Origin of the sequence: Pseudomonas sp. T8, assembly GCF_024610635.1 — a bacterium.
Classification (GTDB): Bacteria; Pseudomonadota; Gammaproteobacteria; order Pseudomonadales; family Pseudomonadaceae; genus Aquipseudomonas; species Aquipseudomonas chlororaphis_I.
The window spans coordinates 920,427-943,732 of record NZ_CP102374.1; the positions used below are offsets into that span (position 1 = coordinate 920,427).

20 protein-coding genes are annotated in these 23,306 nt (G+C 62.2%); 14 read left to right on the forward strand and 6 right to left on the reverse strand.

The features are described from left to right. Positions 1 to 233: 233 nt before the first annotated feature. The 4 genes from NRG23_RS03975 (at position 234) to ispG (ending at position 4,912) form a co-directional block, all read left to right on the forward strand. A complete protein-coding gene (locus NRG23_RS03975; protein WP_257373793.1) occupies positions 234 to 1,409 on the forward strand; it encodes a terpene synthase in 1,176 nt (391 codons plus the stop codon). A gap of 121 nt (positions 1,410 to 1,530) precedes the next feature. Continuing rightward, positions 1,531 to 2,565, forward strand: coding sequence for a Rieske 2Fe-2S domain-containing protein (locus tag NRG23_RS03980; protein ID WP_232291012.1), 1,035 nt, complete (start codon positions 1,531 to 1,533; stop codon positions 2,563 to 2,565). A gap of 99 nt (positions 2,566 to 2,664) precedes the next feature. Further along, a complete protein-coding gene (gene ispH, locus NRG23_RS03985) occupies positions 2,665 to 3,594 on the forward strand; it encodes a 4-hydroxy-3-methylbut-2-enyl diphosphate reductase (protein WP_257373794.1) in 930 nt (309 codons plus the stop codon). Positions 3,595 to 3,619: 25 nt separating this feature from the next. Continuing rightward, entirely contained in the window at positions 3,620 to 4,912 is a 1,293-nt protein-coding gene (gene ispG / locus NRG23_RS03990) for a flavodoxin-dependent (E)-4-hydroxy-3-methylbut-2-enyl-diphosphate synthase (protein WP_257373795.1), read from the forward strand. Between the two features lie 157 nt (positions 4,913 to 5,069). Here the strand turns inward: ispG and NRG23_RS03995 are convergent, their stop codons facing one another. From NRG23_RS03995 to NRG23_RS04015, 5 genes are all read right to left on the reverse strand, one after another. Further along, on the reverse strand, positions 5,070 to 5,504 hold the full coding sequence (locus tag NRG23_RS03995) for a nuclear transport factor 2 family protein (protein ID WP_009043842.1): 435 nt from the start codon (positions 5,502 to 5,504) through the stop codon (positions 5,070 to 5,072). Positions 5,505 to 5,652: 148 nt separating this feature from the next. Further along, positions 5,653 to 6,177 (reverse strand): cupin domain-containing protein, encoded by a 525-nt coding sequence (locus NRG23_RS04000; protein WP_257373796.1) that lies wholly within the window; start codon positions 6,175 to 6,177, stop codon positions 5,653 to 5,655. 106 nt (positions 6,178 to 6,283) lie between these two features. Further along, positions 6,284 to 8,170 (reverse strand): Gldg family protein, encoded by a 1,887-nt coding sequence (locus tag NRG23_RS04005; protein WP_038632337.1) that lies wholly within the window; start codon positions 8,168 to 8,170, stop codon positions 6,284 to 6,286. Positions 8,171 to 8,180: 10 nt separating this feature from the next. Beyond that, the gene (locus tag NRG23_RS04010; RefSeq protein ID WP_009048982.1) at positions 8,181 to 8,915 is read right to left on the reverse strand and encodes an ABC transporter permease subunit; all 735 of its coding nucleotides are present in this window, start codon (positions 8,913 to 8,915) and stop codon (positions 8,181 to 8,183) included. After that, positions 8,912 to 9,835: an ABC transporter ATP-binding protein gene (locus NRG23_RS04015; RefSeq protein WP_009048981.1), complete on the reverse strand. Its 924-nt coding sequence runs from the start codon at positions 9,833 to 9,835 to the stop codon at positions 8,912 to 8,914. The genes NRG23_RS04010 and NRG23_RS04015 overlap by 4 nt, the downstream gene beginning before the upstream one ends. Positions 9,836 to 10,169: 334 nt before the next feature. Between NRG23_RS04015 and NRG23_RS04020 the strand changes: the two genes are divergently transcribed. Beyond that, entirely contained in the window at positions 10,170 to 11,213 is a 1,044-nt protein-coding gene (locus NRG23_RS04020; RefSeq protein ID WP_100208965.1) for a hypothetical protein, read from the forward strand. Positions 11,214 to 11,269: 56 nt separating this feature from the next. On the opposite strand, the gene NRG23_RS04025 is transcribed toward NRG23_RS04020, so the two are convergent. Then, positions 11,270 to 12,061, reverse strand: coding sequence for an ABC transporter substrate-binding protein (locus NRG23_RS04025; RefSeq protein WP_306674811.1), 792 nt, complete (start codon positions 12,059 to 12,061; stop codon positions 11,270 to 11,272). Between the two features lie 779 nt (positions 12,062 to 12,840). Here NRG23_RS04025 and arnB point away from each other — a divergent pair. The 9 genes from arnB to NRG23_RS04070 are packed head-to-tail and all read left to right on the forward strand — an operon-like array spanning position 12,841 to position 23,276. Continuing rightward, entirely contained in the window at positions 12,841 to 13,989 is a 1,149-nt protein-coding gene (gene arnB, locus NRG23_RS04030) for a UDP-4-amino-4-deoxy-L-arabinose aminotransferase (RefSeq protein WP_257373798.1), read from the forward strand. After that, positions 13,986 to 15,005 (forward strand): undecaprenyl-phosphate 4-deoxy-4-formamido-L-arabinose transferase, encoded by a 1,020-nt coding sequence (gene arnC, locus NRG23_RS04035; RefSeq protein ID WP_009048977.1) that lies wholly within the window; start codon positions 13,986 to 13,988, stop codon positions 15,003 to 15,005. Before arnB ends, arnC begins: the two co-directional genes overlap by 4 nt. After that, positions 15,002 to 17,008, forward strand: coding sequence for a bifunctional UDP-4-amino-4-deoxy-L-arabinose formyltransferase/UDP-glucuronic acid oxidase ArnA (arnA, locus tag NRG23_RS04040; protein WP_016702927.1), 2,007 nt, complete (start codon positions 15,002 to 15,004; stop codon positions 17,006 to 17,008). The genes arnC and arnA overlap by 4 nt, the downstream gene beginning before the upstream one ends. Beyond that, on the forward strand, positions 17,008 to 17,892 hold the full coding sequence (gene arnD, locus NRG23_RS04045; RefSeq protein ID WP_009048975.1) for a 4-deoxy-4-formamido-L-arabinose-phosphoundecaprenol deformylase: 885 nt from the start codon (positions 17,008 to 17,010) through the stop codon (positions 17,890 to 17,892). The genes arnA and arnD overlap by 1 nt, the downstream gene beginning before the upstream one ends. After that, positions 17,889 to 19,535, forward strand: a complete 1,647-nt coding sequence (gene arnT, locus NRG23_RS04050) for a lipid IV(A) 4-amino-4-deoxy-L-arabinosyltransferase (protein WP_257373799.1) — start codon at positions 17,889 to 17,891, stop codon at positions 19,533 to 19,535. The genes arnD and arnT overlap by 4 nt, the downstream gene beginning before the upstream one ends. Beyond that, on the forward strand, positions 19,532 to 19,876 hold the full coding sequence (gene arnE, locus NRG23_RS04055) for a 4-amino-4-deoxy-L-arabinose-phosphoundecaprenol flippase subunit ArnE (RefSeq protein ID WP_009048973.1): 345 nt from the start codon (positions 19,532 to 19,534) through the stop codon (positions 19,874 to 19,876). Before arnT ends, arnE begins: the two co-directional genes overlap by 4 nt. Next, complete coding sequence (gene arnF / locus NRG23_RS04060; protein WP_009048972.1) at positions 19,873 to 20,286, forward strand: 4-amino-4-deoxy-L-arabinose-phosphoundecaprenol flippase subunit ArnF; 414 nt, start codon at positions 19,873 to 19,875, stop codon at positions 20,284 to 20,286. Before arnE ends, arnF begins: the two co-directional genes overlap by 4 nt. Next, entirely contained in the window at positions 20,283 to 21,656 is a 1,374-nt protein-coding gene (locus NRG23_RS04065; protein WP_016702921.1) for a UDP-glucose/GDP-mannose dehydrogenase family protein, read from the forward strand. The genes arnF and NRG23_RS04065 overlap by 4 nt, the downstream gene beginning before the upstream one ends. Then, positions 21,657 to 23,276: a glycosyltransferase family 39 protein gene (locus NRG23_RS04070; protein ID WP_257373800.1), complete on the forward strand. Its 1,620-nt coding sequence runs from the start codon at positions 21,657 to 21,659 to the stop codon at positions 23,274 to 23,276. Positions 23,277 to 23,306 lie beyond the last annotated feature (30 nt).

Genomic DNA, 23,306 nt, shown 5'->3' on the forward strand with positions numbered 1-23,306 from the left:
AAGATCGTGCATAACCGGACGAAAACCCAGCAGTACCCTAACGACCCGATATAAAACCTGATGATGTACTCGGTTTGTCGGTTTGTTCCAAGGAGAGGGAAATGAAACAGTCCACCGTCCCATCACCAGTGCCATTCATCCTGATTCCGAGCACACCGATGCCCAGTCTGCGTTATAGATGGAGCACTTTCCCTCTATTCAGCCTAGGACTATTCATAATTAAGGAGAGTGTCATGGCAATTATTACGTTACCTAGTATCTATTGCCCTTTTTCACACACTCAACACCCAAAGGCCGACCAGTTCGACCAATGCACGGCAGACTGGCTGCAACACTGGGAGCTCTACTGGGACGATCAACAGAGACAGAGAATGATTCGGCCAGGTTGGGGGCTATTGGCATCGCTCGCCTATCCCAAGGGCACTGACGAATTGATTCAGATCGCTTCCGACTGGATGGCGTGGGCCTTTGCCTGGGACGATGAGTGGTGCGATGAAAGCCCGGTTACAAAGAAGCCGGAGGACATGATCGTCGCATTCGCAAGAATGAACCGGGCATTGGAATGCCCGAAGTTCCCCGTCGCCCCGGATGACCGTTATGCCTTGTCCATGCAAGAACTGCGCATCCGCCTCGAGCAACACGCCACTCCCATTCAGGTGAATCGTGTGGTTGAAGCCCAAAAAGGCTATTTCATGATCGAAATGATCAAGGCGGCGTCCCTTTCGCCCGGCTTGAATGAGTCTACGTTCATGCGTCTGACGGGCGGCGGCGGGATGGTTTTTCCGAGCCTTACTCATGTTGTTGCCGGTATCGATATTAGCCAGGAAGAGTTTCTTGACCGCCGGATAGTGGCGATGACGGAAATGGCAGCCACTCTCGTGGTATGGGAAAACGAGTTTTTTTCCTACGCGAAAGAGAGTATGCGCGCCAGCCTCGACGAGCGTGGACACAACCTCATCGATGCCGTAAGGAGGGAGTTCAACTACACCGAGCGGCAAGCACTGGCATGGTTCAACGTGATGCACGACCGGATTATCGGTTTGTTTGTCCGCTTGCGCGAACAACTGCTTCAGGACGCCTCTGCCGAGGTCGAACAATATATTGAAGCGCTGATTCATTATCAGACAGGCGTCCTCGAGTGGCATCGAATGGATGAGCGCTATCGCATTCTGGGCCCCGGAGACCCCACGCCTTGTTACGAAGGTGGCCACAGTACCGACCAGTCACATGATCACAGCCTCGATCCGGTTCCCATACCGTCGATTCAATGGTGGTGGGACTACGACCCTGCTCGTCCTGCACCTGTCAAAAAGTTCCATCCCAATGATCATGTTGCAGCGGCCAGACAAGCCGGGCGTGAGTTCAACGCCCGTCAAGTGCCCTATGTCTACAAGCAACAGCGGGGCTGAACACATCGATCAAACAACGGCTGAGCAGAACTTGGAGCATCGGCAAGTCAAGGACCGAAGATGCATGCCCTCTGCAGATTGGCAGCCGTTGATATGCGGCCTGAAAAGCCTGGGAGTGCACATGAATCAGCGCCAATCCAGCGTCGACACACGTCAGCCATTGCCCTATGCCAATGGTTGGTTCGCGATATGTTTCAGCCATGAACTCAAGCAGGGAGCCGTTCTTGCGTTGCCGTTCATGGGCCAGGAGCTTGTGGTGTACCGCACTCGATCGGGGCAGGTGCGCACCGTCGATCCATATTGCCCACATCTCGGAGCGCATCTTGGGCATGGTGGCAAAGTCGAAGGCGAGAATCTGGTCTGCCCGTTTCATGGCTTGGCATTCAACCCCGAAGGCCATTGCATACGCACCGGAATCGGGCAAAAGCCGCCTTGTGCAAAATTGCCCCACAAGCAGACACGTGAATCCAATGGCGTAGTACTGGTATGGAACAGTAGCGGCGGATACCCGCCTGACTGGGAAATACCGGAGCTCGACACCACCGGGTTCTCCCTTCCCGCCTATAGCCGCTACGACCTGGCCGGGTATGCCCAGGACATGATCGAAAATAGCGCGGATATGCTGCACTTTGCCTGGGTCCATGGGTTCACGGACGTCGCCATGTCCCACCAGACAGACAGCTCCAAGATGGAGCTCAATCTAAGTGCTCGCTGGCGCGGGGTGCCGTTACACATGCACGTTACAAGTCATGGCCTTGGATACGTACTTGTAAAAAGCCAAATGCCGCGCTTCGGGGTGCAAGTAAAGACCCGAGGGTTTGCCACTCAGACGCGCCCTTTGGAGTGGACATTCCGCTGGTCCGATATCGTTCGCGTTGCATACTTGGACAGGTTCCCGGCCATTCTGCGCAAGCCTGCGTATGCCCTTCTGATCAAGCTTGCACACCTCTGGTTCGTGCGAGTGGTCAGTGACGACTTTCCTATCTGGAACAACCGACGCTATGTGGCGGATCCGAAACTGATCGCTGGCGAGGGCGCATTGATGGCGTACCGACGTTGGGCGTCCCAGTTTTATCCCCATGAAGTCGAACCACAGTTAGATATCCGCGGAGCGGAACAGACTGCGCAAAAAATTTCTGCGAAATTGACCGAGTGACCTCATTCAATGCTTCCAGGGCTATGGGGTGGAATGAACGCCCGGCAAGTCTTCACGCCAGACCAACACTGTGCGGCAACAACCGACTGAGGGATCGCCATGAAAATCATCCTTGCCCAGCCCCGCGGTTTCTGCGCAGGCGTGGTGCGGGCGGTAGAGACTGTCGAGCAGGCACTCGAGCTGCAGGGTGCCCCGGTGTATGTGCGCCACGAGATCGTGCACAACCAGCATGTGGTCGATAGCCTGCGGCGCAAGGGTGCGCTGTTCGTCGAGGAACTGGATGAAGTACCGGCGAATGCGCTGGTCATTTTCAGCGCCCATGGCGTGGCCAGGGTCGTCGAAGACCAGGCCCGCCAACGCCATTTGCGGGTGCTGGACGCCACTTGTCCGCTGGTGAGCAAGGTGCACAAACAGGGCCGTCAGTACGCGGCCCGCGGCTATCGGTTGATTCTTATTGGCGAGCCCGGGCACCCGGAAGTGCTCGGCACCCTGGGGCAGATTCCGGCACAGGTGACGGTCTTGCTGACAGTGGCCCAGGTCGAGGCGCTCGAGTTTGCGGCCGATACACCACTGGCCTACATCACCCAGACCACCTTGAGCGTCGACGACACCCGTCAGGTCGTGGCAGCGCTCCGTCGGCGCTACCCGCAGATTGTCGGCCCCGACACCCGGGATATCTGTTACGCGGTACAGAACCGCCAGGTCGCCGTGCGGGCCTTGAGTGCCTGTGTCGACCTGGTGCTGGTGGTCGGCAGCCAGAAGAGCGCCAACTCCGTGACCCTACGCGACATCGCCGGCGAAAGCGGCATTCCCAGCTACCTGATTGCCGATGGCCGTGCGTTGCGTCGCGAGTGGTTCGATCAGCGACCGACCGTCGGTATTACCGCTGGGGCCTCGACACCGGAGTCCATGATCGAGGATGTGCTGGCGGCCCTGGCACGCATCGCACCGCTGGATATCACGAGCCTGCCGGGGCCTGAAGAGCAGGTCCAGTTTCGTCTGCCGGCCGGGCTGATCGCCCGCCAGTGAGACGCCCTCCACAGGAGTCGAACCGATGAACACGCCCCTCGCCCGGCGCCAGACCCGACAGGTTGCCGTCGGCCCGGTCACCCTCGGCAGCGCCGGCCCGATCGTGGTCCAGGCCATGACCAACACCGACACCGCCGATGCCCAGGCAACGGCCCGGCAGGTCGAAGCCCTGGCGCTGGCCGGCGCCGAACTGGTGCGCATCACGGTCAATGGGCATGAGGCGGCGGCCCAGGTCGCGCGTATTCGCGAATTGCTGGACCGCCGCAATATCCAGGTGCCCCTGGTGGGCGACTTTCACTTCAACGGCCACCGTTTGCTGGCGGCCTACCCCGAGTGTGCCCAGGCCCTGGGCAAGTACCGGATCAACCCCGGTAACGTCGGCAAGGGCGCGCGGCGCGACGAGCAGTTCTGCAGCATGATCGAGGTCGCCTGTCGTTACGACAAACCGGTGCGCATTGGCGTCAACTGGGGCAGCCTCGACCCGGACCTGCTGGCGCGCATGATGGACGCCAATGCGGCGTTGCCCGAGCCGCTGCAAGCTGATGCGGTAATGCGCGAGGCCCTGGTGGTCTCGGCCCTGGACAACGCCCAGCGAGCCATCGAGGTGGGCTTGCCGGCGGAGCGTATCGTGCTGTCGGCGAAGGTCAGCCATGTCCAGGACCTGATTGCCGTCTATCGCAATCTCGCCGCCCGTTGCGACTTTCCGCTGCACCTGGGGCTGACCGAGGCTGGCATGGGCTCCAAGGGTATCGTGGCTTCGACGGCGGCCCTGGCGGTGCTGCTGCTGGAAGGCATCGGCGATACGCTGCGGATCTCCCTGACCCCGGAACCCAACGGCGAGCGTACCCGCGAAGTACTGGTGGCCCAGCAGATCCTCCAGGTCATGGGGCTGCGGGCCTTCACCCCGACCGTGGTCGCCTGCCCCGGCTGCGGCCGCACCACCAGCAGCTTCTTCCAGGAACTGGCGCAACAGATCGAGCAGTTCCTCGCAGCGCGGATGCCGGTCTGGAAAACCCGTTTCGCCGGGGTCGAGCAAATGCACGTGGCCGTGATGGGCTGCGTGGTCAACGGCCCGGGCGAAAGCCGGCTGGCGGATATCGGGATTTCCCTGCCAGGGGCCGGCGAGCATCCTTCGGCACCGGTGTACATGGATGGCGAACGGGTCACGACCCTCAAGGGGCCGGGGATCGCCAGCGACTTCACCCGCTTGCTCGAGGCCTATGTCGAAGCCCGTTACGGCGGGCAGGAACAGGCGCGCCAACAGTTGCAGCACCTGTTGCAGAAAGACCCGGCAGAGCAGCAAATCCTGGTGCGCTAAAGGCTCCACCGACATCACCTGCCCAGCGCCACACCAAGGGCAAACGGCTGCTGGTGCCTGGAACCGAAAAGCTACGGCCTGTGAAACCCACGAAAAACGGGCGCCTGTCACGGCGCCCGGATCGTTGGCCTATGGCCGCCCTGCTCTCGCTCGCTGCTCAGCCAGACGCCTTGCTCGCCGCCAGATAGGGCGCCAGGCGGCGCGCCATTTCTTCTCCGAGGGCCTGCAGGCCGCTCATGGGACGGACCATCACCTCGAATTCGACGATCTTGCCGGCTTCGTCGAAGCGGATCAGGTCGATGCCCTTGATCTGCCTTTCGCCGACCCGCGCGCTGAACTCCAGCACCACGCTCAGGCCATCGGCGGTGACCAGTTGGCGGTGATAAGCGAAGTCGCTGAACACCTTGAACACGGTATTGAGGATGGTCGAAACCACCGGCGCGCCCGGATAAGGCGTATGGGCCATGGGCGAGCGGAATACCACTTTCGAATCCAGCAGTTCAGGCAAGGCGCCCAGGTCGCCCTGGGCAAGCATGGCGTGCCAGCGTTGCAGGGAGGCGGCAGCCTGGGGATGCAGTTTCAGATCGGACATGGTGTTCTCCTGTCACTGGTAAGGGTCGGACTGGGGAGCTGTGGTTCGCTTCGATGACCGAGCCACCATAAGCGCCGGGCGCCGCGCGCAACAATGATCGCAAGTGACACTTGACTGATCGCAATGAGCAATCCCCGTGGCGGCCTCTTCAGGCCTGGCAGAGTTGCTCGAACAGTCTGGCGTGCTGCGGGAAGCGTTCGCTGAGCCGATGCTTGCAGCCCAGTTGCATGTCCGCGTAGTCGAACCCGGGACATACCGCCTCACTGATCAGCCCATAACCCGCCGCGCCGGGCAGCAGCCGCGAGGCCTTCCATACGCCGCCGGGAGCGTGCAGCTGCAAGCATTGGCCGGCCAGGACATCGCTGCCCATCACCCGGGTTTGCAGGCGGCCGTCCGGGAACACCAGGCAGTATTCGAGGGCATCCCCGAGATGGAAGTAATGCAGGATGTCGGACTGGTTCAGATGAAAGTGACCGATGGGCGAATCCCCGGTCAGCAGGTAATAGATGGAGCTCATCAAGTAACGCTGCCCGCCCGCGCTGGCGAGCATCGGCCGCTGGTCCGTCTGGAAGGTCCGGCGGTAGTAGCCGCCTTCCGTGTGCGGTTCCAGGTTGAGGGCGCTGAGCAATTGTTGGGTGCTGCAAGCAGGCTTGGGCGGGAGCGGGTCAGTCATGGCGGGATCGCAGGTCAGGGAGTTGCTCCCAGCGTAGCAGCGCTTCGCCCTGGCGCCCTTGGCTGGCCCGACCTGCCGTACGAATGGCAGGTCGGGCCCTGGTCACTTACGCCCGCCGCGTGCCGGCTACCTTGCCGGCCGGTGCAGGCTTGCGCGACAGGGTCCTGGTCCGGCGCAGGTAACGTACGGCCCAGACCAGCAGCATGCCAAGGCTCAACAGCAGCGGAACCGCGGCGATGTTGAGCATCTTCAAGGTCCTGCCCAGCTCATCGATATCGGCGTTCAACTGGTATTGCACCTCGCGCAGTTCCTTGCGAATGCGGGTTTTCTCCTGCAGGAACTGGCGCACCGTCGCCTGCTGTTCGGTGCTGAGGCTCTCGCCCTTTTCCGACGAGCCCTGCAGCTGCTGCAGCTTGCCTTCGGTTTCCTCGAGACTTTCCTCGAGGGCGAAGCGTTTGGCGCGGAAGCTGTCTTCAGCCTGGCGGCGCAATTGCTCCACCACCACGAACGGACGGCTGTAGGGGCCGCGCGAGCGCAGGTTGTTCAGGGCATCCGAACCCGCGAGGTTGTCCAGGGTGTTGAGCACGAAGGAGGCGTTATCGGCCCATGGCCGCGTTGCCGGGCGCCCGTTGATGTCCTGCATCTCCAGCCACATCCGGTCGCTCAACAGGTCGGTATCGGCCACCACCACCAGGTTGACCTGCTGCGCTTCCTTGAGGCCGTCCTTGCGCCCCTCGATGCCCTCGGCAAAGGCGGTCTTTACCGGCCCCTGCACTCGGGCAGCGACGATGTAGCGCTGGCTGGGCTGCTCCTGGTCACGCAACATTTGTTTGCGGTCGGCGGGCTTGTCGAAACGGTCCGCCTCGAAGGCCTTGGCCGAGTCGGAGCTGTACATCAGCGGGGTAAAGCGCGTACTGGCGCCGGCTACCGGTTCGAGGATGCCGACGGTGCTCAGGGCGATGAACTTCAGCCCGGCGGTACTCGGGTCCTGCTGGCTCAACGCGGCTTGCGGCACACCCAGGGTGAACGGCCGCGGCAGCGGACGCCCGTCCTCCTCGGAAGTCTCCATCAAGGCATAGAGGTTGTCCCCCAGGACCTTGCCCGGCTGCATATGAATGCCCCAGGCCTTGAACAATGGCTCGAGATTGGACGACTTGTCCTTGCTCTGGATGCCGAAGTACTCCTCGCCGGAGTCCTGTTCGCTGTAGGGATCGACGAAGGCCAGCAGCTTGCCGCCGCGCAGCACGAACTGGTCGATGGCGTACAGGGTCGGCTGCGAGAGTTTTTTCGGGTGCAGCAGCATCAGGATGTCGAGGTCTTTCGGAATGTCCTGGGTATCGGGCTTGAGCTGTTGCAGATCGAACTCCCGGCGCAGCTCCTGGATCAGCATCCACGGCTCGGTCTTGCTCTGCGTGCGGATATCGAAGCCACCGTTGGCCGGCAGGCTGCTCAGCAGGCCCAGGGTCGGGCGCTTGGGGTTGGCCAGGGCCTGCAGCAAGCGGCTGATGTCGTACTCGAGAAACTCCTCCTGGTCCGGCGCAAAGAACTCGATCGTCTGGGCGTTGTTCTGCTCATCGGTGCCGGCCAGGCCGAAATACACCGGCGCCCCGCCCTGCCCCAGCGGCACGGCCTGCAGGCCGAACTCGCTGGCCTTGTCCTCGTCCGCGGAAAACGGCAGCGGGTCGATGACATGCAGGCGGATCTTGCCGTCGGCCTCGCGCTCATAAACCTTGAGCAGTTCCTGGACGCGCTGGGCATAGCCACGCATCGGCACCAGCTCCTTCGAGCCGCTGTCGGAAAAGTAGAAATACAGGTCGAGCGGTTGTTTCAGCTCCGCGAGAATCTGCCGGGTGCCGGCGCTGATGGAGTAGAGCTTGTTCTGGGTCAGGTCGAGCCGGACACCGGTAAGCAGCAGTCCGGTCGCCAGGTTGAAGGCCAGGAACAGCAAGGCAATCAGCAACAGGCCGGAAGTGGAATACAGCATGCGTTTCATCGAATCGTCCTCACTCGGCTTTCTTCAGGTTGACCGTCACCACCGTGGCCATCAGCCAGGCGACGATCACGCTGAGGAAATACAGCGGATCGCGCAGGTCGATCAGCCCTTTGCTGATCGCGCCGAAATGCGTCAGCAGGCTCAGCGAGGCCAGCAAGTCCAACAGCCATTGCGGCGCCCACGGATTGATGGCATCCAGCACCAGGGAGAAACCGCAGGCAACGAACAGGAAACACACCGTGAAGGCGAGGATCAGGGCGATCACCTGGCTCTTGGCCATGGCCGACATGCAGGAGCCGATCGCCAGGTAGGTGCCGGCGAGCAACCAACTGCCCAGATAGCCGGTCAGGATCACGCCGTTGTCCGGGTTGCCCAGGTAATTCACGGTCAGCACCATGGGCAGGGTCAGCAGCAGGGTGAGACCAGCGACGACCCAGGCGGCGAGGAACTTGCCAACCACCGCTTCGAAACAGCTCACCGGCAGGGTCATCAGCAATTCGATGCTGCCGGACTTGCGCTCCTCCGACCACAGGCGCATGGCCAGGGCCGGCAGCAGGAACAGATAAAGCCAGGGATGGACGTCGAAGAACGGCGCCAGGTCCGCCTGGTTGCGCTCGTAGAAACTGCCCAGGTAGAAGGTGAAGACGCCCGAGAGCACCAGGAAGATCTCGATGAACACGAAGGCCAGCGGCGTGGCGAAATAACTGCCCAGCTCGCGCTTGAAAATCACTGGTAACTGTCTCATGCCGATTCTCCCCGGGTCAGGGTCTGGAACACCTCATCGAGACGGCCCTGCTCCAGTTCCAGGCGCTTCATCTTCCAGCCACGCGCCGTCACCAGCGCGTTGACCTGCGGGAAAATCACTTCGCCAGGCCGCGCCAGCAGCGTCAGGCTGCCCTCGGCCGCGTTCTCCTCAACGCCCGCCACGCCCGGCAATACCACCAGGGCCAGCAGGTCCAGCGGCTCGTCGGCCTGCAAGGTCACCGCCTGGCGATAGCGTGAACTGCGTTCCAGCTCATACGGCGTGCTGTCGGCCAGCAAGCGGCCATTGCTGATGATCAGGGCGCGGTTACAGACGGCCGATACTTCCTCGAGAATGTGGGTCGAGATGATCACGATCTTGTCCTGGCCCAGATCCTGGATCAGTTGGCGAACCAGTTGCTTCTGGTTCGGGTCGAGCCCGTCGGTGGGTTCGTCGAGAATCAGCACCCGCGGATCGTGGAGGATCGCCTGGCCCAGGCCGACCCGGCGGGTGAAGCCCTTGGACAGGGTCTCGATGGTCTGGCGGCGGACGTCGCCCAGTTCCAGCAGGTCGATCACCCGGTCCACCCGTTCGCGCTTCTGCGCGCCGCGATAGCCGCGAACACTGGCAATGAACTCGAGAAACCCCTGTACCGCCATGTCGCTGTAGCTGGGCGCGCCTTCCGGCAGGTAACCCATCTGCTGCTGGGCGTGACGGGTCTGGGTGCGGATGTCGAAGCCCATGATGCTCGCGGTGCCGGAGGTCGGCGCCAGAAAGCCGGTGAGCATTTTCATCGTGGTGGATTTACCTGCACCGTTTGGCCCAAGAATCCCCAGAACTTCTCCCGGGCCGATATGACAGGACAGGTCGTCGACCGCGACCTGTCCGGAAAAAGACTTGGTTAGTTTGGATATTTCAATCATGGCTTCCAGGTTCAGCAAGAGAAGTCTGAGGTGAACAGCTAAAGGCCATTCATATTCAGCGGGGGTTGAGATTGAGTAGTTGCAACAGGATCAATAGCTGTGTTGTGCCGGAATGGGCGCAATACAATACACGTTGATATTTTTAATGAGGGGATAAGGCCATATGAATAAGACCATTCAATAGAAATATAAGATTTATCTTACTCATTCGAAGTATTGCTCTTAACGCCAACCGACATTATTTCCTAGTATCCTACCGCTCATATTTTTACTTGAGTTTACTGGGTGACATATGCTCTTACGCACTATCTTCATCGAAAACAAAGAGCAGCAAATGCTGACAGCGGCTTTGCTCTGCAGTTTTTCTGTTCCAGAAGCAGGTCGAAACTTTCTCGCCTATAGCCTGAACGAAAGCATTGATGAGGATAATCTGCGCGTCTATATCGCCTTGTTATTCAACGAAGGGGGCAATTACTGCCTGGGCGCCCTGGACTCGGAAGAAGACGGGCAACTGGCGATGCGCGTGTTCGGCCAGATCCTGCGCGAAGCCGCCACTGGCGAACGCCGTGAAAGCGATGTGCCCTACCATCTGCTGGACCTGAACAAACAACAGTTGCCTGCCGCCGCCGCGGCGCACCATCGACTCTTGAGCACCAAGAAGGAATGGGTCGCCAGGCTGCTGAGCTTCCAGGCTTCGGCTCAATTTGGCCCGGCGGTCGAACATTCACCCACCGTCATCGACGACCAGCAACTCGACGCCGCCCTGGCACAGCTCGACGAACAGCTGGACGACAGCGCTGAACAGAAACACCACGAATCCACCGAGACGGCCGATGGCTGCGACGCGGAAAGCCCCCGGCCAGAGGCGCCTGCGGCCGAAATTCGCTACTCCGACGCCGGCCCCCTGCCGATGCCGGCCGAGCAGCAGAACCCGGGCGGCCTCCAGAATGACGACTGGCCTTTCCCGGGCACCGACCCCGAGCAGTTCCTGCAGGATGTCGAGGCCAGCCTGATGGAATTCTCCAGCATCGCCGACCGGCTCAAGCAACAGAAACAGCACAGCCAGGCACAACAACAGACCTTGAACTCCAGGGAGTCCCAACTGCAGGAGAAAGAGCGCCTGTTCGAACAGAGGGAAGAGCAGTTACAGCAATGGCAAGGGCAACTTGATCAGGATCGACAAGCCGACAGTGCGCTACGCGCGCAACAAGAAGAACGTCAGCGCGAACTGGATAAACGTGAAGAAGCACTGCAGCAAAAGACCAGGGAACTGGCGCAGCAATTCAAGAAGCTCAACCATGCCAAGGACCACTTCAACAACACCCTGAAAAACCTCAATGAGATCATTCGAGTCAATGAGGATGTGCTGTCCGAATAAATCTACCCTGGCTGCCAGGCAAACTTCGTTATTGCCAGAATTGGTGGGCCACTCAATTACAAGCTGCCTGACCTTGTCGACTTTTCCATCGGATCGTTATTTAGATAACGGCCTTTGACTTTCTCGATATAACCGTCACGACGCATCGTTTCTATGGCTTTCGCGACATGGGTCACGACCTCGGCGTCGCACACTTTGGAACAGGCGAGGTAAAGCTCATGGCCGACCATGGGCGGGCTCATCAACAGCGGCCGGCTGGAGACGCGCCTCCAGATATAGCGGCTTTCCTGGACCCCGTTGAACCAGGCGTCCACCCTGCCCTTCAACAGCAATTGCGCGGGGTTCTCGCCGATCTTGATGGCATAGATCTGTTCCGGGGCGAAGCCTTTGCTACGCAGGATTTCTTCCTGGGCGCTGCCCAGCCCCACGGCGATGGCCTTGAAACGTCGCCGGGCTTCTTCGAAGTTCGCCACTTTATGCTCGAGGCTGAAAAATGCCCGGTCCATCTGCATGATCGGGGCGATCCAGGTGTAGCGATGTTCCCGCTCGGGTGTGCGACTGAGTGGAGCGATCAGGACGTTGTCCTTTTCGATGGCATATTTCTGCGCCCGCGCCCACGGCAGGGTTCTGGGTTCACTGGCATAGCCACTGTTTTTCAGCGCCTGCAAGACAATGTCGCCGACTATGCCGTGACGATCGCCCTGATTGGCCATGGTCAGGGGCGGCGCGTCCGGAATAAGGAACTCGAGAGATTCGTGAGCCTCAAGCACAGGAACCGTTCCCAGGAATAGCGGCAGTAGCAATAAGCTGAAAAGAGAGACGCCTTTGGCTGATGTTCTGTCAATCACACAACGAGCCTCTTGTTGGCTTTTATCCGATATCGAGTGGTTGGTGGTCAGGGGGTGAATGGTAGAGCAGTGTCGTTGTCCGTGCCCTGCTTCTGCCGATTCGGACAGCGATAGCGCCGGTTTTTCCCCCTGTTTTTTGACTTCAGGCAAACGATCGGGCGCCGCTACAAGCCCGACGGAGTATATGACGGGAACGCTATGGCTTTATCACAGGTCGTATCGGTCGCCATGGTCGAGCGCCCCGAAGGTGTCAAGGCAGCCAGATAGAGCGTCCACGGATCGCTGGTGGGCAAACGGATGCTCCTTAGTTCAGGTGGTGTTTGAAAACAGTGGCGCCTGCAAAGGCAAAAAACGTCTCTCGGCCAAGCGACTTTCACCCGTGTCATCAGCGCAAAAAAACACCGTTGGTATTGCTGTAACCGGGGTTTTCCCGGTCAACGCGTGGCGAAGTCTGAACACCGGCTGTCTAGGTGAAAGATAAACGCGCCGTTGGCCTTTTTTTCATGTTCGTTTCACATTTTTCCGCTTAACCTGAATCCATTCAGGGGCGCTGGGAGTCAGCCCGGTCATCTAATCGAAACAAAAGCTAACACATTGATATGGCTTTACTTTTACCTTGCATGGTCTTTACTGCAATCAGGCATGGATGACCACACCGACCTCACTTATGGACGCGCTTCAATGACCGAACCAAAAACGCCTTTTTTGAATGCCCCCCGCTGTAGCACAGGCGCTTTTTCTTCTTTCGATTGCTGAAATCCTTTTTCCCCGAGGTCTCAATGAGCCAGGTTTTCCTTCCTTTCTCGCGCCCGAGTATTGGCGATGAAGAGGTCGCCGCGGTCGAGCAGGTTCTACGTTCCGGCTGGATCACCACCGGACCGAAAAACCAGGAGCTCGAGCAGCAATTCGCCGCGCGGGTCGGCTGCCAGCACGCGGTGGCGCTGTCGTCGGCCACCGGCGGCATGCACATCACCCTGCTGGCGCTGGGCATCGGCCCCGGCGACGAGGTGATCACCCCCTCGCAGACCTGGGTTTCCACCGCCAACATGATCTGCCTGCTGGGGGCGACGCCGGTCTTCGTCGATGTCGACCCGCACACCCTGATGACCGACACCGCCACGGTTGAAGCCGCGATCACCCCACGGACCAAAGCGATCATCCCGGTGCATTACGCCGGTGCCGCCTTCGACCTCGACCCGCTGTACGCACTGGCCGAAAAACACGGGATCGCGGTGATCGAGGACGCCGCCCACGCCGCCGGCACCACCTATCGCGGCCGGCCCATCGGCGCCCGGGGCACGGCGATCTTTTCCTTCCATGCGATCAAGAACATGACCTGCGCCGAAGGCGCGATGTTCGTCAGCGATGACGAAGCCCTGGCCAACCGGGTGCGCATGCTCAAGTTCCATGGCCTGGGTGTCGACGCCTATGACCGCCTGACCCACGGACGCAAGCCGCAGGCCGAGGTGATCGAGCCCGGCTTCAAATACAACCTGGCGGATATCAATGCCGCCATCGCCCTGGTGCAGTTGCAGCGCCTGGACGCGATCAATCGCCGGCGCGAAGTCCTGGCCAACGCCTACCTTGAGCAACTGCGCGACCTGCCGGTGCAACCGCTGCACCTGCCGACGTATCCGCAGCAACATGCCTGGCACCTGTTCATCCTGCGCATCGACGCCGAGCGTTGCGGCATCGATCGCGACGGCTTCATGAAGGCCTTGCAGGAGCAGAACATCGGCAGCGGCATCCACTTCGTCGCCACTCACCTGCACAGCTATTACCGCCAGCGCTTCCCGGATGTGCACTTACCCAACACCGAATGGAACTCGGCACGCCTGTGCTCGATTCCGCTGTTCCCCGACATGACCCTCGACGATGTCGAGCGGGTCGTCGGCGCCATCAAAACCTGTCTGGACCGAAACCTTTGAAACCTTATCCAATCCAGTTCGTGTCGATCGTCATTCCGGTCTACAACGAAGAACAGAGCCTGCCCGAACTGCTGCGCCGCACTGAAGCGGCCTGCCGCCAGCTCAAGCACGATTTCGAGATCGTCCTGGTCGACGACGGCAGCCGCGACGAATCGGCGCAGATCCTCGAGGACGCCGCCAGCCGCGAAGGCAGCCCGGTGGTGGCGGTGATCCTCAACCGCAACTACGGCCAGCATGCGGCGATCATGGCCGGCTTCGAGCAGTGCCGCGGAGACGTGGTCATCACCCTGGACGCCGACCTGCAGAACCCGCCGGAAGAAATCCCGCGCCTGGTGGCCCAGGCCGAGCTGGGCTACGACGTGGTCGGCACGGTGCGCAACAACCGCCAGGATTCCGCCTGGCGCCGCTGGCCGTCGAAGCTGATCAACCTGGCCGTGCAACGCTCCACCGGCGTGGCCATGAACGACTACGGCTGCATGCTGCGCGCCTACCGCCGCAGCGTGGTCGACGCCATGCTCGCCTGCCGCGAACGCAGCACCTTCATCCCGATCCTGGCCAACAGCTTCGCCCGCCACACCACCGAGGTGCTGGTGAACCACGCCGAGCGTGAACACGGCGATTCCAAGTACAGCCCGATGCGCCTGATCAACCTGATGTTCGACCTGATCACCTGCATGACCACCACGCCGCTGCGCCTGCTGAGCATCATCGGTTTCAGCATGGCCGGCCTCGGCGTGCTGTTCGCCCTGCTGCTGATTTTCCTGCGCCTGGTGTTCGGCGCCGAATGGGCCGGCGACGGTATGTTCGTGCTGTTCGCCATCCTGTTCGTGTTCACCGGTGGCCAGTTCATCGGCATGGGCCTGCTGGGCGAATACCTGGGCCGCATGTACAGCGATGTGCGCGCCCGCCCGCGCTTCTTCATTGAAAAAGTTCTGCGCAGCCAGCCTGCCGCCCCTGCTCCCGCTGTCACGGTCGACGGTCTAACTTCCACTCTCTCCGATCAGGTTTCGCCATGAGTCATAAAGCTGTTGTCTTCGCCTATCACGATATCGGCTGCGCAGGCATCGAAGCCCTGCTCAATGCAGGCTATGAAATCGGCGCGGTCTTCACCCATGCCGACGATCCGCAGGAAAACACCTTCTACGGCTCCGTGGCCCAGTTGTGCTCGCTCAAGGGCATCCCGGTGCATGCCCCGGAAGACGCCAACCACCCGCTGTGGATCGAGCGCATCGCCAAGCTGAAGCCTGACTACATCTTCTCCTTCTACTATCGCAACCTGCTCAGCGAAGCGCTGCTGGCCACCGCCAGCAAGGGCGCGTTCAACCTGCACGGTTCGCTGCTGCCGAGCTACCGTGGCCGCGCGCCGGCCAACTGGGTGCTGGTCAACGGCGAAAGCGAAACCGGCGTGACCCTGCACCGCATGGTCAAGCGCGCCGACGCCGGGGCGATCATTGCCCAGCAGCGGGTGGCCATCGAGCGCAGCGATACCGCGCTAAGCCTGCACGGCAAGCTGCGCGACGCCGCCACCAGCCTGCTGCGCGACACCCTGCCCGCCCTGGCGCAAGGCAAGGTCAGCGAGACCGCCCAGGACGAATCCAGGGCCAGCTACTTCGGTCGCCGCACCGCGGCCGACGGCAAGTTGCTGTGGAGCAAACCGGCCGAGCAACTGTTCAACCTGGTGCGCGCCGTGACCAAGCCTTACCCGGGCGCGTTCTGCGCCGTGGGCGAGCACAAGCTGATCGTCTGGAGCGCCGAAGTGGTCAAGGGCAACGAAGGCCAGGCCCCGGGCCGGGTGATCAGCGTCGACCCGCTGCGCATCGCCTGTGGCCAGGATTCGCTGCTGATCAACGCCGGCCAGCGTAACGACAACGGTCTGTATCTGAGCGGTCCGCAACTGGCCAACGAACTGGGCCTGGTGGATGGCTCGCTGCTGCGCGGCGCCGAATCCGGCCGTGCGCCGCGACGCACCCGGGTGCTGATCCTCGGCGTCAACGGTTTTATCGGCAACCACCTGTCCGAGCGCCTGCTGCGTGACGACAAGTACGAAGTCTACGGCCTGGATATCGGCTCCGACGCCATCGAGCGCCTGCGCAGCCATCCGCACTTCCACTTCGTCGAAGGCGACATCAGCATTCACTCCGAATGGATCGAGTACCACATCAAGAAGTGCGACGTGGTCCTGCCGCTGGTGGCCATCGCCACCCCGATCGAATACACCCGCAACCCGCTGCGCGTGTTCGAGCTGGACTTCGAAGAGAACCTCAAGCTGGTCCGCTACTGCGTCAAATACAACAAGCGCGTGATCTTCCCGTCGACCTCCGAGGTCTACGGCATGTGCCAGGACCAGAACTTCGACGAAGACACCTCCAACCTGATCGTCGGCCCGATCAACAAGCAGCGCTGGATCTACTCGGTGTCCAAGCAGTTGCTGGACCGGGTGATTTGGGCCTACGGCAGCAAGGGCCTGAACTTCACCCTGTTCCGTCCGTTCAACTGGATGGGCCCGCGCCTGGACCGCCTGGACTCGGCGCGCATCGGCAGCTCCCGGGCCATCACCCAGCTGATCCTCAACCTGGTGGAAGGCACGCCGATCCGCCTGTTCGATGGCGGCGAGCAGAAGCGCTGCTTCACCGACATTGCCGACGGCATCGAGGCCCTGGCGCGCATCGTCGACAACGAAAACGATGTGTGCAACGGCCAGATCATCAACATCGGCAACCCGGACAACGAAGCCAGCATCCGCCAGTTGGGCGAGGAGCTGCTGCGTCAGTTCGAAGCCCACCCGCTGCGTGGCAACTTCCCGCCGTTCGCCGGTTTCCGCGACGTCGAGAGCAAGTCGTTCTACGGCGCCGGCTACCAGGACGTGGAACACCGCAAACCAAGCATCGCCAACGCCAAGCGCCTGTTGAACTGGGAACCGACCGTCGAGATGAAGCAAACCATCGGCAACACGCTGGACTTCTTCCTGCGCGAAGCCATGCTCGAAATCGCGGAGTCCTCTAAAGAAGAAGCATGCTGATGCAGGCAGGTCTGCGAATCGATGTCGACACCTATCGCGGCACCCGTGAGGGGGTGCCGCGGTTGCTGGAACTGCTCGACGAGGCCGGGATCAAGGCCACCTTCTTCTTCAGCGTCGGCCCGGACAACATGGGGCGCCACCTGTGGCGCCTGATCCGTCCGCAATTTCTGTGGAAGATGCTGCGCTCCAACGCCGCCGGCCTGTATGGCTGGGACATCCTGCTGGCGGGCACCGCCTGGCCGGGCAAACCGATCGGCCGCGACCTCGGACACCTGATGCGCCAGGCCCGGGACGCCGGTCATGAAGTCGGCCTGCACGCCTGGGATCACCACGGCTGGCAGGCCAATGCCGGGCGCTGGAACCAGGCGCAGCTGATCGAGCAGATCCGCCAGGGCGTCGACACCCTCAATGACATTCTCGGCCAGCGCATCGACTGTTCGGCGGCCGCCGGCTGGCGCGCCGACGAGGCGGTGATCGCAGCCAAGCAGGGCTTCGGCTTTCGCTACAACAGCGACTGCCGCGGCACCTCGATCTTCCAGCCACGGCTGGCGGATGGAGGCCTGGGCGCCCCGCAGATTCCGGTCGACCTGCCGACCTTCGACGAGGTGGTCGGGCCGACCGTCGTGGCCCACGACTTCAACACATTCATCCTGGACCGGTTCAGCCCTGAGAGGCTCAACGTCTACACCATTCACGCCGAAGTCGAAGGGATTCTGATGGCCAACGATTTTCGTCAGCTACTGGCGCAAGCCCGCCAGCGCGACATTCATTTCAATACCCTGGGCAACCTATTGCCCACGTCCTTGCAGAGCCTGCCCCAGGGGCAGGTCATTCGTGGCGCCCTCGAAGGCCGCGAAGGCTGGCTGGGGGTGCAAGGCGCATGACCAGACGCTGGGCCCTGCCTCTTCTACTGCTTGCCTTCGGCCTGTTCTACCTGCTGCCAATGGCCACCCACGGTTTGTGGATTCCCGATGAAACCCGCTATGCGCAGATCAGCCAGGAAATGCTCCTGACCGGCCACTGGGCATCGCCGCATTTCATGGGCATCCGTTATTTCGAGAAGCCGGCCGCCGGCTACTGGATGATCGCCCTCGGCCAGGCGGTGTTCGGCCAGAACCTGTTCGGCGTGCGCGTGGCTTCGGCCCTGAGCATGGGCCTCAGCGTGCTGCTCACCTACCTGCTGGCCAGGCGGCTGTGGAACGACCCGCGCAAGAGCCTGGTCTGCGCCCTGCTGTACATGAGCTTCTGCGTGGTGGTCGGCGCCGGTGGTTATGCCAACCTCGACCCGCAGTTCACCTTCTGGGTCAACCTGAGCCTGGTGGCCCTGTGGTTCGCCCTGGACAACCAGACGCTGCGCGGCCGCCTGCTGGCCTGGGCCGGCCTGGGCTTCGCCTGTGGCATGGGCTTCATGACCAAGGGTTTCCTCGCCTGGCTGCTGCCGGTGCTGATCGCCCTGCCCTACATGCTCTGGCAGAAACGCTTGCGCGAGCTGTTTGTCTACGGCGGTGTGGCGGTGCTGGTGGCGATTGTCGTCAGCCTGCCGTGGGCCCTGGCGGTGCATGCCCAGGAAGCGGATTACTGGCGCTTCTTCTTCTGGCATGAACACATCCGCCGCTTTGCCGGGGAAGACGCCCAGCACGCCTCGCCATGGTGGTACTACCTGCCGTTGCTGGTGGCGTTCAGCATGCCCTGGGTCCTGGTGCTGCCGGGCGCCTTGAAGCAGGCCTGGCAGGCCCGGCGCCAGGCGAGCATCGGTTTCCTGCTGCTGTGGCTGATCCTGCCGCTGGCGTTCTTCAGCCTGAGCAAGGGCAAGCTGCCAGCCTATATCCTGCCGTGCCTGCTGCCGCTGGCGCTGCTGATGGGCAATAGCCTGAGCGACCGGCTGCACGCCGGGCAGACCCGGATCATCCGCCTCAACGCGGTGCTCAACCTGGTGCTGGGCCTGTTGCTGCTGTTGGCGCTGGTGTACTTCCAGCTGAAGAAGCCGCTGTACAGCAACGAGCCCGGGCATCTGGTGCTGGTGTTCCTGGCCCTGCTTGGCTGGAACATGAGCAACCTGCTGCCGGCCTTCCGCCCGCTGCGCCTGTGGGCCGCGCCGGCCCTTGGCAGCTGGCTGTTCATCGCCCTGCTGCCCGCCGGCCTGCCGAACTCGGTGGTCTACAACAAGATGCCGGATCAATTCATCATCGATCACGCCGAGGAACTCGCCCGGAGCCACACCCTGGTGAGCAACGACCTGGGCGCCGCCTCGGCCCTGGCCTGGCGCCTCAAGCGCCCGGATATCGCCTTGTACAACACGACAGGCGAAGTGAAATATGGCCTGGCCTATCCTGACACCCAGCATCGTTACATCGACCTGCGCAAGGTCGGCGAATGGATGCCTGCGGCCCGCAAGCTGGGCCAGGTGGCCGTGGTGATGCGTATCAATGGCGACGAACACTACGAAATCGATCTGTTGCCGCAGGATTTCAAACGTTATGACCAGGGCAATCTCGTGATCCTGATCTTCCCTCAGAGCCAACCATGAGCCTGTTGCTGCTGCTCGTCGCCTGCCTGCTGACCTGCCTGGGCCAGATCGCCCAGAAGTTCGCCGTGGAAAGCTGGCGCGGCCAGCCTTCGGGCGCGCTCGACAAACTGCGCTCGCCCTGGCTGTGGCTGGCCCTGGCCAGCCTTGGCCTGGGCTTGCTGGTGTGGCTGCTGGTGCTGCAACGGGTCGAGGTCGGCATTGCCTACCCGATGCTCAGCCTGAACTTCGTGCTGATCACCCTGATCGCCCGCTTCGTCTTCCATGAAGCCATCGACCGCCGCCACTGGCTGGGCGTGGTGCTGGTGCTCGCTGGCGTACTGCTGTTGAGTCGCCACGCATGAGCCGGGCCCTGGGCTTCACCTTCGCCATGGGCAGCGTGCTGCTGGTCAGCGCCGCGCAGTTGGGCATGCGCTGGAGCATGACCCGCCTGCCGGCGCCGGCGGACTGGCTGGCGGCGCTGTCCAGTGGCCAGGTCGACCCGCTGGCGCTGGGCGTGGTGCTGGCGGCAATCCTCGCCTATGTCCTGTCGATGCTCTGCTGGCTGGCGGCGTTGCGCGACCTGCCGCTGGGCCGGGCCTATTCCCTGCTGAGCATCAGCTACGCCCTGGTCTACTTGCTGGCCGCCGCGCTGCCGCTGTTCAACGAGCCGTTCAGTCTCTCGAAAACCCTGGGGGTGGCCCTGGTCATCCTCGGCGTCATTACCATCAACTCACGACCTGCTCCCGCGACAAGTCCCAGGAATACCCCATGAAAATCAGCGTATTTGGAAGTGGTTACGTCGGCCTCGTACAGGCCGCCGTGCTGGCCGAAGTCGGCCACGATGTCATCTGCATGGACATTGACGAGCACAAGGTCCAGCAGCTGCAACAGGGGCACGTCAGTATCTTCGAGCCCGGCCTGTCGAGCCTGGTGCGCGACAACCTGGAAAGCAAACGCCTGAGCTTCACCAGCGACGAAAAGCTCGCGGTGCAACATGGCCAGGTGCTGTTTATCGCGGTCGGCACGCCGTCCAGCGAGGATGGCTCGGCCGACCTGCGTTATGTGCTGTCGGTGGGCGACGCCGTGGCCCGGCACCGTGAGAAACCGGTGATCCTGGTGGAGAAATCCACGGTGCCGGTGGGTACCGGCGACACCTTGAAAGCCCATATCGAAAAGGCCCTGGACGGGCGCGCCCTGCAGTTCGATATCGTCTCCAACCCGGAATTCCTCAAGGAAGGCTCGGCGGTTTCCGACTGCCGCCGTCCGGACCGGATCATCGTCGGTTGCGAGCGCGAAGAAGTCCGCGACGTGATGCGCGACCTGTACTCACCGTTCAACCGCAACCATGACCGCATCATGTTCATGGACCTGCGCAGCGCCGAGCTGACCAAGTACGCCGCCAACTGCATGCTGGCGACCAAGATCAGCTTCATCAACCAGATCGCCGAGCTGGCCGAACACCTGGGGGCCGATATCGAATCGGTGCGCCTGGGCATTGGCGCCGACTCGCGCATCGGCTACCACTTCATCTATCCGGGCTGCGGTTATGGCGGCTCGTGCTTCCCCAAGGACATGCGCGCGCTGATCCACAGCGCCGAGCAGGCCCATTGCTCCAGCGACCTTTTGCAAGCGGTGGAAGCCATCAACGAACGGCAGAAACACAAGCTGTTCGAGCGCATCAACGCCTTCTACCAGGGCGACCTGAAAGGCAAGACCTTCGCCCTCTGGGGCCTGGCCTTCAAACCCAACACCGACGACATGCGCGATGCCCCCAGCCGGGTGCTGCTGGAGTCGCTGTGGGCCGCCGGCGCCAATGTGCGCGCCTTCGACCCGGAAGCCATGCAGGAAACCCAGCGCCTGTACCCCGACGAGCCGAAGCTGATGCTGATGGGCACCCCGGAATCGGTGCTCAACGACGCCGACGCGCTGATCATCTGCACCGAGTGGCAGCAGTTCAAGGCGCCGGACTTCCAGCTGCTGCAACAGCGCCTCAAGGCCCCGGTGATCTTCGACGGGCGCAACCTGTACGACGCCGAGCGCCTGGCCCGTGGCGGCTTCACCTACTTCCCGATCGGTCGCGGCGAGTCGCGCCAGCTGCCGATTCCTCACCGGCAATGGGCCGACGCCAGGGCCAAGGCCTGAATGCCCAGGGTCGGCAGCACGCCTTCCAGCACCCTGCATTGGCAAGCCTGGGGGCTGGGGCTGCTGGCCCTGCTGCTGTTCTGTGCCGGCGCCGGGCAAGTGACGGTGATCGGCTTCGATTCGCGCTTCGTGCTGTTCGCCAAGGAAATGCTGCGCCATGGACCGGGCTTCTTTCCCACCACCTACGGCCAACCCTACGCTGACTACTCCAGCGCCTCGACCCTGCTGATCGACCTGTTCGCCCTGGCCTCGGGCCGGGTCACGACCCTCGCGGCCTGGCTGCCCACGGCCATCGCCGGGGCGCTGATCGTCAACCTCATGTACCGCCTGCTGGCGCCCAGTTCAAAAACCTGGGCCTTGACCAGCATCGCCCTGCTGTTGCTCAGCAGCACCTTCATCAGCGAAACCCGCGCCGTCTCCCTCGACCTGATGCTCGCGGCCATCGCCCTGGCGGTGTTCTACCTGGGGTATGCCCACGATCATTTCGCCGCGCCGCGACGCCTGTGGCTGATCCTCGCGTTGCTGGTCGCGGGGTTCGCCATTCGTGGGCCGATCGGCCTGGTGATTCCCTGCGGCATGCTGTGCAGCTATTACCTGCTCGAAGGCCAGTGGCGGCGGATGTTCATCTTCGGTGGCTGCGCCCTGCTCCTGCTGCTGGCGTGCGTGGCGCTGTTGCTGGGGCTGGCCCGACTGAACGGCGGCCCGGCCTTCATGCAGGAGGTGATCCGCATGCAGTTCACCGGGCGCATGGACGGCAGCGAAGGCAGCAGCGGCCCGTTCTATTACTTCAGCAGCTCCCTGGGCAACTATGCCCTGGCCTACCCGCTGGCGATCCTGACCTGGCTGGCAGTGTGGCTCGGCCCCCGCGAACAGCAGGACCGCGCGCGCAAGCTGCTGGTGCTGTGCAGCGCCGCGGCCCTGCTGGTGTTGATCGGCCTGTCGATTCCCCAGGCGAAAAAAGCCCGCTACCTGCTACCGATGTTGCCCATGCTGGCGATCGTCGCGGCTTATCCCTTCCACGATATCCAGGGTCGCGGCCTGGCCTGGCTGCGTCGGGGTATCCAGGGCCTGTGGCTGTTGACACCCGGATTGCTGATAGCGGCGTTGCTGGTGGCGCAGCGGCGCTTTGCCGAACCCTTGTCCGGCTTGACCCCTCTGCTGGTGTTGCTCGGCGTTTTTCAACTGGCGGCGCTGGGCCTGTTGCGCATGCCGCGCTGGCGGATTGGCGGCCTGGCCCTGGGCGCCGTGCTGGCCGTCTGGAGTGCCTATATCCTTGGGATCGAGCCGCTGGCCCGCCAGCTCTACGACACCCGCACCTTCACCCTGGCCGCCTGGACGCTGATCGAGCAGAACCCGGCCCCGGTGGTGCTGCACCATATGGGCAAGGATGCCAAGGCCATCAAGTTCATGGTCCACCTCGACCAGGACCTGCAGCCACTGTTCACCGAACGCCCCGAGGCCCTTGCCGCCATCCCCGGCCCAGCCTGGGTGATCATGGATCAAAGTGACCTGGCGACGCTCAAGGCCACGCCCCTGGCGCGGCTGGCCCCGGTGCTCAGCGGGCGCTTCGACAAGAACGACTTCGTCATGCTGCACCTGCCGGCCACCCCCCAACCCTGAACGGTTGCCCCACCGCGCCCTGGCTCCTTA

Coding starts and splice junctions, on each gene's coding strand:
- NRG23_RS03975 (WP_257373793.1), top strand. CDS start 234: ATGGCAATTATTACGTTACCTAGTATCTATTGCCCTTTTTCACACACT.
- NRG23_RS03980 (WP_232291012.1), top strand. CDS start 1,531: ATGAATCAGCGCCAATCCAGCGTCGACACACGTCAGCCATTGCCCTAT.
- ispH (WP_257373794.1), top strand. CDS start 2,665: ATGAAAATCATCCTTGCCCAGCCCCGCGGTTTCTGCGCAGGCGTGGTG.
- ispG (WP_257373795.1), top strand. CDS start 3,620: ATGAACACGCCCCTCGCCCGGCGCCAGACCCGACAGGTTGCCGTCGGC.
- NRG23_RS03995 (WP_009043842.1), bottom strand. CDS start 5,504: ATGTCCGATCTGAAACTGCATCCCCAGGCTGCCGCCTCCCTGCAACGC.
- NRG23_RS04000 (WP_257373796.1), bottom strand. CDS start 6,177: ATGACTGACCCGCTCCCGCCCAAGCCTGCTTGCAGCACCCAACAATTG.
- NRG23_RS04005 (WP_038632337.1), bottom strand. CDS start 8,170: ATGAAACGCATGCTGTATTCCACTTCCGGCCTGTTGCTGATTGCCTTG.
- NRG23_RS04010 (WP_009048982.1), bottom strand. CDS start 8,915: ATGAGACAGTTACCAGTGATTTTCAAGCGCGAGCTGGGCAGTTATTTC.
- NRG23_RS04015 (WP_009048981.1), bottom strand. CDS start 9,835: ATGATTGAAATATCCAAACTAACCAAGTCTTTTTCCGGACAGGTCGCG.
- NRG23_RS04020 (WP_100208965.1), top strand. CDS start 10,170: ATGCTGACAGCGGCTTTGCTCTGCAGTTTTTCTGTTCCAGAAGCAGGT.
- arnB (WP_257373798.1), top strand. CDS start 12,841: ATGAGCCAGGTTTTCCTTCCTTTCTCGCGCCCGAGTATTGGCGATGAA.
- arnA (WP_016702927.1), top strand. CDS start 15,002: ATGAGTCATAAAGCTGTTGTCTTCGCCTATCACGATATCGGCTGCGCA.
- arnD (WP_009048975.1), top strand. CDS start 17,008: ATGCAGGCAGGTCTGCGAATCGATGTCGACACCTATCGCGGCACCCGT.
- arnT (WP_257373799.1), top strand. CDS start 17,889: ATGACCAGACGCTGGGCCCTGCCTCTTCTACTGCTTGCCTTCGGCCTG.
- arnE (WP_009048973.1), top strand. CDS start 19,532: ATGAGCCTGTTGCTGCTGCTCGTCGCCTGCCTGCTGACCTGCCTGGGC.
- arnF (WP_009048972.1), top strand. CDS start 19,873: ATGAGCCGGGCCCTGGGCTTCACCTTCGCCATGGGCAGCGTGCTGCTG.
- NRG23_RS04065 (WP_016702921.1), top strand. CDS start 20,283: ATGAAAATCAGCGTATTTGGAAGTGGTTACGTCGGCCTCGTACAGGCC.
- NRG23_RS04070 (WP_257373800.1), top strand. CDS start 21,657: ATGCCCAGGGTCGGCAGCACGCCTTCCAGCACCCTGCATTGGCAAGCC.